This window comes from Zhongshania sp., from assembly GCF_041584495.1.
In the GTDB taxonomy this organism is placed as follows: Bacteria; Pseudomonadota; Gammaproteobacteria; order Pseudomonadales; family Spongiibacteraceae; genus Spongiibacter.
Genome location: NZ_JBFHDY010000003.1, coordinates 57226 through 70640, shown reverse-complemented (window position 1 = coordinate 70640; position 13415 = coordinate 57226). Strand labels below are relative to the sequence as shown.

At 50.2% G+C, this 13415-nt stretch carries 13 protein-coding genes; 11 read left to right on the top strand and 2 right to left on the bottom strand.

Going from position 1 to position 13415, the window contains the following annotated elements; all coding sequences use genetic code 11:
• The first annotated feature begins 3 nt into the window (after positions 1-3).
• The 10 genes from ABYP33_RS01185 to ABYP33_RS01140 all read left to right on the top strand — a co-directional run bounded on the left by ABYP33_RS01185 (position 4) and on the right by ABYP33_RS01140 (position 11421).
• Positions 4-1164, top strand: a complete 1161-nt coding sequence (locus ABYP33_RS01185; RefSeq protein WP_373087398.1) for an acyl-CoA dehydrogenase family protein — start codon at positions 4-6, stop codon at positions 1162-1164.
• A complete protein-coding gene (locus tag ABYP33_RS01180) occupies positions 1161-1952 on the top strand; it encodes an enoyl-CoA hydratase (RefSeq protein WP_373087396.1) in 792 nt (263 codons plus the stop codon). The genes ABYP33_RS01185 and ABYP33_RS01180 overlap by 4 nt, the downstream gene beginning before the upstream one ends.
• Positions 1937-3073 carry an enoyl-CoA hydratase/isomerase family protein gene (locus ABYP33_RS01175; RefSeq protein WP_373087393.1) on the top strand — a complete coding sequence of 379 codons (1137 nt, stop codon included), beginning with the start codon at positions 1937-1939 and terminating at the stop codon, positions 3071-3073. The genes ABYP33_RS01180 and ABYP33_RS01175 overlap by 16 nt, the downstream gene beginning before the upstream one ends.
• A gap of 126 nt (positions 3074-3199) precedes the next feature.
• Positions 3200-4087 (top strand): 3-hydroxyisobutyrate dehydrogenase, encoded by an 888-nt coding sequence (gene mmsB, locus ABYP33_RS01170; protein ID WP_373087390.1) that lies wholly within the window; start codon positions 3200-3202, stop codon positions 4085-4087.
• A 144-nt stretch (positions 4088-4231) separates the two neighbouring features.
• Entirely contained in the window at positions 4232-4747 is a 516-nt protein-coding gene (locus tag ABYP33_RS01165) for a shikimate kinase (protein WP_373087388.1), read from the top strand.
• A gap of 108 nt (positions 4748-4855) precedes the next feature.
• Entirely contained in the window at positions 4856-5353 is a 498-nt protein-coding gene (locus tag ABYP33_RS01160; protein ID WP_373087385.1) for a 6-pyruvoyl tetrahydropterin synthase family protein, read from the top strand.
• Positions 5354-5444: 91 nt separating this feature from the next.
• Complete coding sequence (locus ABYP33_RS01155; protein WP_373087383.1) at positions 5445-6149, top strand: SDR family NAD(P)-dependent oxidoreductase; 705 nt, start codon at positions 5445-5447, stop codon at positions 6147-6149.
• 591 nt (positions 6150-6740) lie between these two features.
• Positions 6741-8663 carry a PrkA family serine protein kinase gene (locus tag ABYP33_RS01150; RefSeq protein WP_373087380.1) on the top strand — a complete coding sequence of 641 codons (1923 nt, stop codon included), beginning with the start codon at positions 6741-6743 and terminating at the stop codon, positions 8661-8663.
• Between the two features lie 26 nt (positions 8664-8689).
• The gene (locus tag ABYP33_RS01145) at positions 8690-9913 is read left to right on the top strand and encodes a YeaH/YhbH family protein (protein WP_373087378.1); all 1224 of its coding nucleotides are present in this window, start codon (positions 8690-8692) and stop codon (positions 9911-9913) included.
• A complete protein-coding gene (locus tag ABYP33_RS01140) occupies positions 9910-11421 on the top strand; it encodes a SpoVR family protein (protein ID WP_373087375.1) in 1512 nt (503 codons plus the stop codon). Before ABYP33_RS01145 ends, ABYP33_RS01140 begins: the two co-directional genes overlap by 4 nt.
• 31 nt (positions 11422-11452) lie before the next feature.
• On the opposite strand, the gene ABYP33_RS01135 is transcribed toward ABYP33_RS01140, so the two are convergent.
• The gene (locus tag ABYP33_RS01135; RefSeq protein ID WP_373087372.1) at positions 11453-12268 is read right to left on the bottom strand and encodes an enoyl-CoA hydratase-related protein; all 816 of its coding nucleotides are present in this window, start codon (positions 12266-12268) and stop codon (positions 11453-11455) included.
• A 279-nt stretch (positions 12269-12547) separates the two neighbouring features.
• Here ABYP33_RS01135 and ABYP33_RS01130 point away from each other — a divergent pair, with 279 nt between their 5' ends.
• A complete protein-coding gene (locus tag ABYP33_RS01130) occupies positions 12548-12829 on the top strand; it encodes a hypothetical protein (RefSeq protein WP_373087369.1) in 282 nt (93 codons plus the stop codon).
• A 143-nt stretch (positions 12830-12972) separates the two neighbouring features.
• Here ABYP33_RS01130 and ABYP33_RS01125 read toward each other — a convergent pair whose 3' ends face one another.
• Positions 12973-13329: a hypothetical protein gene (locus tag ABYP33_RS01125; RefSeq protein ID WP_373087366.1), complete on the bottom strand. Its 357-nt coding sequence runs from the start codon at positions 13327-13329 to the stop codon at positions 12973-12975.
• Positions 13330-13415: the final 86 nt, after the last annotated feature.

Sequence of the window (13415 nt, the reverse complement as noted above, 5' to 3'; positions counted from 1 at the left end):
CATATGGACTTTAACCTTTCTGATGATCAAAAGGCATTTGCCGAAAGTGCGCGGTCATTTGCCGACGGCATTTTTAAGCCGAATGCGGCACAGTGGGACGCTGAGCATATTTTTCCCAAAGATGCGCTAAAGCAGGCCGGTGAATTAGGCTTTATGGGTATGTATACCCCTGAGGACGCTGGCGGTTTGGGTATGAGCCGCTTGGATACCAGTGTTATTGTTGAAGAGTTGGCGCGGGGCTGTACCTCGACCGCGGCGTTTTTAACCATTCACAATATGGCGACCAGCATGGTCGGCACCTACGGCAAACCGGCCTTAATAGAGGCGTGGTGTAGCGATTTGGTGATGGGTGAAAAACTGGCGTCTTATTGCTTAACCGAGCCCAGCGCCGGTTCCGATGCGGGCAGCCTGCGTAGCACCGCTCGCGCCGATGGCGATAACTATATTGTTAACGGCAGCAAAATGTTTATCTCCGGCGCGGGTTCAACCGACTTGCTGGTGGTGATGTTGCGCACTGGTACCGACGGTCCTAAAGGTATTAGTGCCTTTGCGATTCCGGCGGACGCTCCGGGTATAAGCTACGGCAAGAAAGAAGAGAAAATGGGCTGGAATAGCCAGCCAACGCGCACCGTGAGCTTTGAAGACGTGGTGGTTCCGGCGGCGAATATGCTGGGCAGCGAAGGCCAGGGCTTTAAAATTGCTATGAAAGGCCTAGATGGCGGTCGTATCAATATCGCTACCTGTTCGATTGGCACTGCTCAGGCCGCGCTGGAAGCGACCATTGAATACGTGAAAGAGCGCAAACAGTTTGGTCAAGCGATTGCCGACTTCCAAAACACCCAGTTTAAATTAGCAGACATGACCACCGATCTGGTGGCGGCGCGGCAGATGGTGCGTTTGGCGGCGTTTAAACTCGATAGCGGCGACCCAGAAGCGAGTACCTATTGCGCCATGGCAAAACGCTTTGCGACCGATGTATGTTTCAATATTTGCAATGACGCCCTGCAATTACACGGCGGTTACGGTTACATTAAAGAATACCCACTGGAACGCCATGTTCGCGACAGCCGCGTGCATCAAATTCTGGAAGGGACCAATGAAATTATGCGGGTCATTATTGGCCGACGTTTATTAATAGATGGCGCCTTGGAGGTGATTAAGTGAGCAACTACAGCCCTACAGAAAAACTAAAAGTAGAGATCATTGACCATACAGCATTGATTACCATCGACAATCCAGGTGCAAATACTTGGGATGCTGAATCCTTAAGCGGTATGCGCGAGCTGATCGCCAATTTAAATGCCGACAAAAACATTTACAGCCTAGTGATTACTGGCGCTGGCGAGAAATTCTTCTCAGCGGGTGCCGATTTAAAAATGTTTGCCAGTGGCGACAAAGCGGTTGCTCAAGATATTGGTTTAAAATTTGGCCAGGCTTTTGAAGCATTAGCGGACTTCCGTGGTGTTTCAATTGCGGCGATCAATGGCTTTGCGATGGGGGGCGGTTTGGAATGCGCCTTGGCCTGCGATATCCGCATTGCTGAAAGCCATGCCCAAATGGCGCTGCCAGAAGCGAAAGTGGGCTTGTTGCCCTGCGCCGGCGGTACCCAGCGTTTGACAGCTTTGGTTGGTCCAGGTTGGGCTAAGCGCATTATCTTGTGCGGCGAGCGTATTAAAGCAGATAAAGCGCTGAGCCTTGGTTTGGTTGAGGAAGTTGTTGAATCCGGTACGGCTAAAGCAGCGGCACTGGCCTTGGCGGCGCAGGTTGCCCAGCAAAGCCCCGTTTCGGTGACCTTCTGTAAAGAGCTGATTCACAAGCCTCGCGAAGCGGTTATGCCCCAGGGTTTGCTGCTTGAGCGCGAGCGCTTTATTCAGTTATTTGACACTTTAGATCAAAAGGAAGGGGTGAATGCCTTTCTTGAAAAGCGCAGCCCAGAGTGGAAGAACGCGTAATGGTGGCGCATGTAGAAGAAGTTTTATTTGAAGAGCGTCGCTCGGCCAGTGGTCCTGCGGTGGGTGTTATTACCCTGAATGTCGAAAAGACCTTGAATTCACTCACCCTGAATATGGTTGAGCTGATGTTGGTCAAGCTCCGGGAATGGCGCGAGCGCAGTGATATTGCCTGTGTGTTTATTCATGGTGCTGGGCAAAAAGCCCTGTGTGCCGGTGGCGATGTTCAGGCTTTATATAAGTCATCCGTCGAGCAGCCCGGTGGCCCCTGTGAATACGCGGAAGCGTTTTTTGAACAGGAATACCGCGTTGACTATTTGCTGCACCAATTCGACAAGCCGGTCATTGTTTGGGGCCACGGTATTGTTATGGGCGGTGGTATGGGCGTGTTTGCGGCGGGTAGCTATCGGGTTGTTACCGAAAAGACCCGTTTGGCCATGCCTGAGATCACCATTGGCTTATACCCCGATGTTGGCGGTAGTTATTTTTTGAACCGCATGCCGGGTAAAGCTGGTTTGTTCTTGGCCTTAACTGGCGCGTCGTTTAATGCGGCGGATGCACTGTATCTCGGTTTGGCTGAGGGCTTTATTGAACACGAGTACGCTGGAGAGGTATTGAACGCCTTAACCGACGTGGCGTGGTCTACCGGTGTTGCCGACAACCAAGAGCGTGTTTTTGATTTGATGGCTGGCTTCGTTGCTCGCTCGAAAGCCGCGCTACCTGCAGGAAATGTGGAGGCTGCAGCGCTAGAGATTGAGCAGATCTGCGCCGGTGACGACGATCTTGCGGTGATCAATAGCATTATTGCTGCGCAGTCTGAAAATCCCTGGGTTCAGAAAGCTGCCGCGACCTTGGCGTCAGGCTCACCGCTAAGCGCGCGCTTGATTGCCGAGCAAATTCGCCGCTGCAAGGGCTTGAGTTTGAAAGCGGCGTTTCAGGCCGAGGCATTGCTATCAACCACGATTATTCGTCAGCCCGAATTTGCTGAAGGTGTGCGCGCGCTGTTAATAGACAAAGACAAAAACCCCGCCTGGCAGCATGCATCGCCAGCCGAGGTACCGCAGTCTTTAATCGATCATCATTTTACCGCGCCCTGGGCAGAGAACCCACTGGCTGATTTATAGGTGACATCGATGGTCAGTAGCAAAATGAATAACTAGGCAATGGTTTTGGGACGGCCTAGGCCGTTCCATTTTTTAATCTTGAGGTGGCCGCTGGGCCGTCAGCAATCGAATAAATAGGTAAGTGTCATGGCGAATATAGCGTTTATTGGTTTAGGGAATATGGGCGGGCCAATGGCTGCCAATCTAGTTAAAGCTGGCCATCAGGTAACGGTTTTTGACTTGGTAGACGCCGCGATGGATGCGGTTGTTGCCCAGGGAGCCAGCAAAGCGGCCACGGCATTGGACGCCCTCGCTGGCGCTGATACCGTGATAACCATGTTACCTGCGGGCAAACATGTGGCTGGCCTCTACCTTGGTGACGAAGGTTTGATCGCGAAGGCGAGCACCGGTACTTTGTTTATGGATTGCAGCACTATCGATGCTGAAACTGCCCGCAAGGTTGGCGAGGCAGCAACGGCTCATGGCTTGCAAATGCTGGATACGCCGGTATCTGGAGGCGTCAAGGCGGCCCAAGCTGGCACGCTGGCCTTTATGTGTGGTGGCGATACTGCGGCCTTTGAACGGGGCAAAAAAGTACTCGAAGGCATGGGGAAAAACATTTTTCTTGCTGGTGATCACGGTGCTGGTCAGATCGCTAAAATCTGCAATAATATGCTTCTTGCCGTACACATGATTGGTACCGCAGAAGCACTGCAATTGGGTGCAAACAATGGCCTAGACCCGAAGGTATTGTCAGAGATCATGCTCAATAGCTCTGGTAAGAACTGGTCGCTAGAAAACTACAATCCCTATCCGGACGTTATGCCTACCGCGCCAGCGTCAAATGACTATAAGCCCGGCTTTATGGTACAGCTCATGCTTAAGGATCTGGGGCTAGCCATGGAAAATAGCTTAGTTACGCAAAGCGCGGTGCCAATGGGGTCTCTGGCCCGCAGCCTGTACTCCTCGTTCTCTCAAAAAGGCAATGCCCAGCGCGACTTCTCCGCCATTTTGGAAATGTTTCAGTCTGAATAGTGAATAGTGCGCTGCGCGCGCTTTGCTAAATAAAAAAGGCAGCTAGCGCTTAGGCGTTAGCTGCCTTTTTTATTTGCGTGCTGCGCCATTGCCACTACTTTGTGGCAAGGTAGGAGCTAGTGCTTATGTTGAATAGAATGAATTATGGCTTTTGATGCTGGAACGGCGGTTATTCTCATCGGTATGCCCGGGGCGGGTAAATCGACCATTGGTGTGCGCCTAGCAACCCAACGCAGCATGCCTTTGATTGATACCGATCGCCTTATTGAGCAGCGTGAAGGCTTGACATTGCAGGCGATACTTGATCAGCGCGGCTATTTAGCGCTGCGTGAAATCGAAGCACAAGTCTTGATTAATCACCGCTTCACCGGCCAGATTGTCGCCACCGGTGGTAGCGCTGTATACAGCGCCGAGGCCATGGCGCATTTGAAGCGCTTTGGCCTCTGTGTATTTTTGGACATCCCCTTAGACGAGATTCTTCGCCGGGTGCAGAATCTTGATCGTCGCGGTATTGCCGGGCCGTCAGGCGTAAGTTTGGCTGATGTCTACGCCGAGCGCCTGCCGCTCTATAGGCAGTATGCCGACATTATCATCGATGGCACCAACCTGGATGAATTGACCCTACTGGCAGAGGTTGAGGCGGCGTTAAAAACCTTCTAAGGATATGCAGGCCACTGAGAGTGCAAAGAGCGCTGTGAGTACGTTAAGCTAGGGCGATAGATTTACGGCACAGAACTGCCAAAATAACGAGAAGGACCCCCACCCCTAATGCCTGTAAAAGCCTATACCTGTATTGAAATCAGTAAAGAAGACTTGAAGTTTTCCGGTGCACACTTCACTATTTTTTCCGCCACCGAGCGGGAGCGTCTGCACGGCCATAATTTCAAGGTCAGCTTATTGTTAACCGCCGATGTGGGCGACAATGGCATGTGTTTTAGCTATGTGGAGATTAAAACCCGCTTGCGTAAGCTCTGTGCCCAGCTCGATGAGTACACCTTGCTGCCCGCATCGTCACCGTTTATGCAGATTCGCACCGAGGGTGCGCAATACATTGCTGAGTTCAATGGCGAGGAGATTCCCTTTCTAATTTCAGATACTTTGGTGCTGCCAGTGCGCAATACCACCGTCGAGGAATTCGCCCGTTATTTATTAGAACTCTTGCTGCGTGACGCGCCGTTTATTGAAGGTAATGAAATTCGTGAATTAGTCATGAAAGTCTCTTCAGGTCCCGGGCAATGGGGCTCGGCGAGCTGGAGTCGGGATTAGCAGCGACGATGCTGCAGTGGCATAACTGCATTAGACCACGCTCAGGTTGGGGGCAGTTCAGACCACTAAGTTTGGTAACTGGGAATGAAAAATGAAGAAAGTATTGATTGTCAGTGGGGGCAGCCAGGGTATTGGCTATGCTACGGCACAGCGATTCCAGGCTGAGGGCTACCGAATTGTTAACCTATCGCGTAGAGGTATCGCTTTAGAAGGCGCGAAACAGATCTGTGTCGATATGCAGCAAGCAGATTGGTTGCAAAGTTGTGGTGCAGAGCTGGCAGCCATTGCAGAGGGTGCTGATAAGGTGGTGTTGTTACACAATGCTGCTCGCCATGACGGCGATAGCGTCGGTAATTTGGCAGCGGAAAACTTTAGGCAGGTATTACAGGTTAATCTAGTGGCGCCACAGCAGTTAAACGCATTACTGATACCGAAAATGAAACCGGGCTCCGCCCTTCTTTATATGGGCTCAACCTTGAGTGAGAAGGCTGTGGCGGGCTGTGCTTCCTATATTGCTAGCAAGCACGGGGTTATTGGTTTAATGCGAGCAACGACTCAGGATTTGATCGGCTCCGGAATTCATAGTGCTTGTATTTGCCCAGGTTTCACTGATACCGGTATGTTAAGAGGCATGCTTGGTGATGATCCGGCGGTGTTAGCGGGTGTCACTGGTATGGTCAGTTTTGGGCGCTTGATTGACCCTGCAGAAATTGCCGCAACAATTTGGTTCTGTGCAAGCAGTCCGGTTATTAATGGTAGCGTTATTCACGCTAACCTCGGGCAAATTGAACGCTAATCGGTTTTTTCGCTATTTTTTTGGCGCGTTATTTTCTGCTTTATAATGGGGCGATATTGCTGTTTTCAGTGTCGCGCCTTCTCGATTGATTCACCTCGCTGCGCAATTTCAAATCCACTCCTAAGCCCGGTTATGCGGCTTGAATAGCGTCTGTCGCTCACTCTTGCCGCGATGATGAACGCACCGCCAAGTGGGGGCATGCTCGGTAACGTTTCTCTTCTGATCCCCAATATTTTGTGATGGCCGCAATCTTGCTTAATCTTTAATGACCGATTTACTTTAAGTTTATGTATTTGTCTGCATAAATATTGTTGAAGTGCTTTAGGCATAAGCCCTCGGTAGATAGGTAGTATCCAAGATGGTGTTGTGCGCTAATTCGCACCATGATTTCACTGTTACTAGAATGTTTAAAAGTTTCGTGTACGAGCAAATATTTTTTTAGTTTTATTCCGTAAATTATTGATAATCCAACTGGATGCTCATCCCGTAACGGAGTACAGTAAAGAGGCTTGCACACATAAAGGGCGTTTAAAATATCCTTGTCGTGGAGTTTTTTAGCGCCGCAGCACAGCACAGAAGGAGATTGCAAAGATGGGCATATTAGATAATGTTCGTGAGCAATACCTGAAGGGGCGTGAAGAAGAGATGTCCCTTGAGGCCTATTTAGACCTCTGTCGTCAGGATCCCCTTGCTTACGCAACCCCCGCGGAGCGTATGCTGGCGGCCATTGGTGAGCCAGAGTTAATCGATACCCGCAAAGACCCGCGCTTGTCACGTATTTTTTCAAATCGTCTTATCCCTCGTTATCCTGCCTTTGAAGAGTTTTACGGACTTGAAGATGTCATTGCGCAGATTGTGGCGTTCTTTAAACACGCGGCTCAAGGCTTAGAGGAGCGCAAGCAGGTTCTGTATTTACTGGGCCCGGTTGGTGGTGGTAAATCCTCTATTGCGGAAAGATTAAAAAAATTAATGGAAGCGGCGCCAATTTATGCATTGAAAGGCTCGCCAATTAACGAGTCGCCGCTGGGTCTGTTTGATCCGCTGCGCGATGGTGAACAGCTGGAAAAGGAATACGGTATTCCCGCGCGTTATCTCACCGGCTTGTCCTCGCCTTGGGCAATTAAGCGCCTAGATGAGTACGAGGGTGATTTAACTAAATTCCGCGTGGTACGAATTCAACCCTCGGTTCTAAAACAGATTGCGGTTACAAAAACCGAACCCGGTGACGAGAACAACCAGGATATATCCACCTTGGTCGGTAAGGTAGATATTCGTAAACTTGAAGCTTATGCCCAAGACGATCCCGATGCCTACTCCTATTCCGGCGGTCTGTGTTTAGCCAACCAAGGTCTGCTTGAGTTCGTGGAGATGTTCAAAGCGCCCATCAAAATGCTGCATCCGCTACTAACCGCTACGCAAGAAGGCAATTACAAAGGCACTGAAGGTTTCTCGGCGATCCCTTTTCAAGGGGTGATTTTGGCTCACTCTAATGAGTCGGAGTGGCTGACTTTTAGAAACGACAAACACAACGAGGCGTTCCTTGATCGGGTGTATATCGTTAAGGTTCCCTATTGCTTACAGGTGTCAGAAGAGGTCAAAATTTACGAGAAGTTGATGCGCCACAGCTCCTTGGCTAAGGCGCCTTGCGCACCGGGAACGCTGGAAATGTTGGCCCAGTTTACGGTCTTGTCCCGCCTCAAAGAGCCAGAGAATTCTAGCATTTATTCAAAAATGCGGGTCTATGACGGCGAATCATTAAAAGACACTGACCCAGCCGCGAAATCCTTCCAAGAGTATCGCGATTACGCGGGTATCGACGAGGGTATGACCGGCATGTCGACCCGTTTTGCCTTTAAGGTATTGTCGGCGGTATTTAATTACGACAACGCCGAGATTGCCGCCAACCCCGTGCATTTAATGTATGTGCTGGAGCAGCGTATTCTTCGCGAGCAATTACCGGAAGACACACAGCGAACTTACCTGGAATTTATCAAGGGCTGGCTCGCAGTGCGCTACGCGGAGTATGTCGGCAAGGAAATTCAAACTGCATATTTGGAATCGTACTCTGAGTACGGTCAGAATATTTTTGATCGCTATGTGACCTTCGCCGATTATTGGATTCAAGACGAAGATTATCGGGACCCAGAAACTGGTGCAATTTTTGACCGAGGCACCTTAAACAGCGAATTGGAAAAAATTGAAAAGCCCGCTGGCATCGCCAACCCCAAAGATTTCCGCAACGAAATTGTCAACTTTGTATTGCGAGCCAGAGCGCAAAACGAGGGTCGAAATCCCAGCTGGACTAGTTACGAAAAATTGCGAGAGGTCATTGAGAAGAAAATGTTCTCAAGTACCGAAGAACTCTTGCCCGTTATTTCCTTCAACGCCAAAGCCTCTGTGGAAGACAAGCAGAAGCACGAGAACTTTGTGACGCGTATGGTTGAGAAGGGTTATACCCCGAAACAGGTCAGGCTGTTGTCCGAGTGGTATTTGCGGGTTAGAAAGTCGGGTTAATACTCAGTCAATGAAAGAGGCGTAATATGTCAATGATCATTGACCGCCGCCTGAATGATCGCAATAAAAACGCCAGCAATCGCCAGCGTTTTATCAGGCGTTACAAGGCGCAGCTGCGCAGATCGGTCGCCGATATTGTCGCCGACCGCTCGATTACCGACATGTCGCGGGGCGGCGAGGTTGGTATTCCAGTAAAAGATATTTCCGAACCAAAGTTTCGCGTTGGGCGCGGTGGTGACCGCGAAATGGTGCACCCTGGCAATAAAGAGTTTACCACCGGTGACCGTATTGCTAAGCCTCCTTCTGGTGGGGGTGGCGGTGGCTCTGGCAGTGGCGAAGGTCAGGGCGAGGAAGGTCAAGATAACTTTATGTTCACACTCTCTAAAGAAGAGTTTATGAACCTGTTTTTTGACGATCTGGAACTGCCCCGCTTGGCGCGCAATGTGCTGGGTGATTCAAAGCAGTTTACTTATCGCCGCGCGGGCTACACGCCAAGCGGGGTGCCGGCAAATTTGTCGGTGCCGCGCTCCCTGCAAAATGCCATGGCGCGACGCATAGCCCTGCGCGCACCGTTGAACCGTGAATTAGCCGAATTAAAAGCGGGCGCTGGCACTGCGGAAGAAATTGAGGCACTGGAAAAGCGGATTGAACGAATTCCATTCCTTGATGAATATGATCTGCGTTTTCGTCATCGCGTAAAAGAACCCAAGCCAATTAGCCGCGCAGTGATGTTTTGCTTAATGGATGTGTCGGCGTCGATGTCGGAGCAGAAAAAAGATCTGGCCAAGCGCTTTTTTACCTTGCTTTATCTCTTTCTTAGCCGTAAATACGAACACGTCGAGCTGGTCTTTATTCGTCACACCTCCAATGCGGAGGAGGTCGATGAACACGCGTTTTTTCACGACCCCCAAACTGGGGGTACCGTGGTGATGTCGGCGCTTAATTTAATGATCGAAATCCTCGAAGACCGCTACTCGCCGAGTCAGTGGAATATCTATGGTGCTCAAGTTTCCGACGGCGATGCCTTTGGCAGCGATCCCCAGCGCAGCGCGATGCGTCTCAGCAAAGATATTCTGCCTCAGTGCCGGTATTTTGCCTACGTTGAAATACCCGACAGCCCTAGCATTATTACTCCGCTGGCGGCGGCGTATAGCCAAATTCGCGACGCAAGTTTCGCAATGAGTACATTGATGGATCGTGGCGACGTCTACCCCGTGCTGCGGGAGCTGTTTCAGAGGGAGACTGCATGAGACCATTGAAGGACAGCGTGTTATCGCGGGGTGGTGATTGGAACTTTGAGCTCTTGCGGTGCTACGACAAAGAAATTGGCATTATCGCCAAAGAGTATGGCCTCGATACCTATCCCAATCAGATCGAGGTGATTGCCTCGGAACAAATGCTCGACGCCTACGCTTCTGTGGGTTTGCCAATAAGCTATGCGCATTGGAGTTACGGCAAAGAATTTATTCAAAACGAGGAAGCCTACCGTCGCGGTCAGCGGGGGCTGGCCTATGAGTTGGTGATAAACTCCGACCCCTGCATTGCCTATTTAATGGAAGATAACAGTATGCCCATGCAAGCGCTGGTAATTGCCCATGCCTGCTACGGGCACAACTCTTTTTTTAAAGGTAATTATTTATTTAAACAGTGGACCAGCGCCGACGCCATTGTCGATTACATGGTATTTGCTCGAAAGTATATTTTTGAGTGCGAACAGCGCTACGGCGAAGATCGGGTAGAAGAGACCTTGGATGCCTGCCACGCCTTGATGGATCATGGTGTAGACCGCTTTCATCGGCCCTCGCCACTGTCGGCAGAGGATGAACTCCAGCGCCAGCATGAGCGCGAGGAGCACGCCTGGAAACAATACGATGATATTTGGCGGACATTGCCTCAGAAACGTGACGACGGCGTCAGCGTTAAAAAGAAAAAGCGCGTATTCCCTCCCGAACCACAAGAAAACCTACTGTATTTTATTGAAAAATACTCGCCCACCCTTGAACCTTGGCAGCGTGAGATTGTGCGGATTGTGCGCAAGCTGGCCCAATATTTTTACCCCCAAGGATTAACTAAGGTGATGAACGAGGGCTGGGCGACGTTTTGGCACTATACCTTGTTAAATAGCATGTACGATCGCGGCTTGGTTGATGACGGTTTTATGTTCGAGATTCTGCAGTCTCACACCAATGTGGTGATGCAGCCTGGTTTTGACCACCCCGGCTATTCGGGGATAAACCCCTATGCTTTAGGTTTTGCGATGATGCGCGATATTCGGCGGATCTGTGAAGAGCCAGATGACGAGGACCGCGAATGGTTCCCTGATATTGTTGGCAAGGACTGGCGCGAGGTGCTCGACTTTGCCATGCGCAATTACAAAGATGAGTCTTTTATTGCCCAGTATTTGTCCCCTAAGTTGATCCGCGAATTTCATTTGTTCGCCATTGCTGACGAGCACAAGGCCGATCATTTGCGGGTGGAGGCTATTCACAATGAAGAAGGCTACCGCGAGGTGCGCCGCTTACTCTCCAAACAATATAATCGCGATGTCTTAGTGCCAGATATTCAAATTGTGCGCTACGAGCACATGGGCGACCGATCCTTGGTGTTGCGTTATAACCGCTTGCGGGAGCGGCCGCTTACCGACGACGCCACGGAAGTCCTTAAGCATCTTAGTCGCCTGTGGGGTTTTAAGGTCACCATGGAAGTATTTGAAGAAGGCAAGGGCGTTGTTGATAAAACCGAGGTCTCTCCGGTTTAAAGACTAGCCGCAGGGCTAGTCTTAGTTCGTATTAGTTTCCTTCAAATTGGGCGGTCGTTTTATTCACAAATGCGTCAACGGCGCGGTGATGGTCCTTGGTGTGGTGACATTGGGACTGAACATCGGCGCAGACGTCCAAAAAGTCACCTAACTCTTGGCGTTGGGCCAGCTTCATTAGACGTTTGGTTTGCCGCAGTGCCAAAGGTGGCTTGGTCGCATAATCTCGGGCGTAAGCCTCTGCCGTGGCCATTAACTCCTCGCTAGCGACACATTCGAGTAATATCCCCATTTCTAAAGCTTCCTTACTGTCAATGATCCGGCCGCTAAAGCTAAGTTCCGCGGCGCGTTGGTAACCTACTAAGCGCTGTAAAAACCACGCGCCGCCATCACCGGGAATTATCCCTAGATTAATAAATGTTTCGCCAAAACGAGTGTGTTCACAACCTATGCGTAAATCGGCCATGCTGCATAAGTCAAAGCCCGCACCAACCGCGGCTCCGTTGACCGCAGCGATGGTTACTATTTCGGCACTGTGCATAGCCCGAGATATGCGCTGAATGCCGTTGCGGTAACTGTCGCTGATTTCCGCTTGGCTACCGCCAAACATACCCTGCTTGTCGCGCATTTCTTTCACATTGCCACCGGAGCTGAAGGCTTTGCCTGTGCCCGTAATAATCAGCGTTGAAATTGCTTTGTTCGCATTGGCCCAGGCAATGGTGTTGCACAAATCGTTGATTAGGTTTGTGCCGGTGAGAGCGTTGCGGAGGTCGTCGCGTTCAAAACGGAGAGTGGCATAGCCCGCGTTGACGGAGAGGGATGCGTCGATGAGTGTAAGTGTTGAATTCATATTCGTTTCCAAGTTTGAGGGATTTCGGGAAATTAGGGCGCTTAATTTTGTCTGTTGCGCAGTATATCAAAGCGTAGGTCGATCTTAGTGTCTGTATCGCAGCGTTTGTGGCTGGAGGTTGGCCTTGTTTTTGCTTAAACCCTGATGATTACGCGATAAAGCGTGATGTTGAATACTTGGTGGCCATTTTTCGTGCATTGATTTGTTTGGTTTTTACGTAGCATAACACCGGGTGTTACGAAAAGTATCTTGTGTGCTATTAAGAATAAAAGGTGATTTATGAGCAAAGTATTTACTGATCAGCTTGCGGCCTTGCCGTTGTCCCAGGTATTTATTCGTCTACTACCTAGTGGGGCTTATGTGGCGGCAATTGCGCTAGAGGGAAGGGTGTTAAATATCTATGAAAATGAAGAGATGCCCCTGAAAAGGCGTTCGTTAGATGAGATTTTGCAATATTTAATGGCCTGCGGCTGCCCTCGCAAATCGTTTGTTGGCGATGAGATAGATGCACTGGCTAGGCTTGTGATGGCTGAGCCGCTACTTGTACATGCTGCAATGTGAAAATTGGTGACATATTCGCGCTAATATTGAAGGAGTTCTAATTTGGACTGCCCTGCGCCGTCCTGGCGCAAGCGAGTAGCGCTGAACTTGGGGTGACGCGCTTTAAAGACCGAATTATAACTGTGGGAAGAAGGCGCGCAATATTACTCTGACTTGACGTCAAGCGTGCCTAGCAATGTACCGTGGGGCAACAGCTCCAATCTAAAGTGGCCGCTTTTTGATAGCGGAATGTTTAGCTCTTGGGGCGCATCAGGCTTGAGTCGAAGTGTTTCATCATAACCCTGCAATTTCAGCTGTTCTGGCCGATTGCTGTGCACAACAAGAATCAGTTTCTGGCCCTGATCTAGCGCGATTGCTTTAGGGCCGTCTATGAGTTGGCCGTCAACAAGTTGCCAACTCACACGGTAGTCTGCCTTTTCTTGGACGTCCGAACGTAAAAATCCTATGGCATATACAGCAATCGCAAGTGCGGCAAGCGAATAAATTATCTTGCTGTTCATGGGCGTCCCCCCTTCTGAACGTTCAGGATGGTAATTCACCCACCATAATAGAAATCGCTGGCATTGAGAATGCTTCGTGCTATAAA